This is a genomic window from Alteromonas sp. S015 (assembly GCF_036864485.1).
GTDB lineage: Bacteria > Pseudomonadota > Gammaproteobacteria > Enterobacterales > Alteromonadaceae > Alteromonas.
The window spans coordinates 1-529 of record NZ_JAZETO010000028.1; the positions used below are offsets into that span (position 1 = coordinate 1).

Below are 529 nucleotides of genomic sequence, written 5' to 3' on the forward strand. Positions count from 1 at the left end.
GCATATAGGGGTCGGATAAATTAACCAAAATTCGACACGTGCGAAGGTCCGCTTAATGCCCTGAGCCACTCGTCAACCATTTTTATCCAAGCAAAGGCGAATTCCTTTCCTTTAAAACCTTCAAATACTGCGTTTCATTGTACGGAGTATTAGTTTTCCAACAGCGGTATAAAATTCTTATCCATTTGAATGCCAGTGAGCGCACTGCTTGATGATGAGAGTTTCCCTTTTTCTTTTGCTGCTCATAGTAAAGCTGCGCCCAATAGGAGTATAGAACGGATTTTGCCGACCATTCGGTAAACGTTTGACGAATAAATTTCGAGCAACCCCATCGCCAGTGTACCCAAGCGGTTTTTCCGCTGCGTTCAGTTACAGGCGCAATGCCTGCATATTTTTGTACTTCTTGAGCGCTTCCAAATCGGTTTCTGTCTTCTCCAAATGCAACTAATAATCTCGGGCCCAGGCACTTTCCAACACCAGGTAAAGATTCATACAATGAGGCGTCTGGCATGTCGTGGTAGATGGCTTC

1 protein-coding gene is annotated in these 529 nt (G+C 44.6%); it reads right to left on the reverse strand.

Annotated features, from left to right (window positions below; genetic code table 11):
• Window positions 1-82: 82 nt before the first annotated feature.
• The coding region (locus V7R42_RS19885; RefSeq protein ID WP_334022399.1) for a transposase at window positions 83-529 on the reverse strand (447 nt) is incomplete at its 5' end.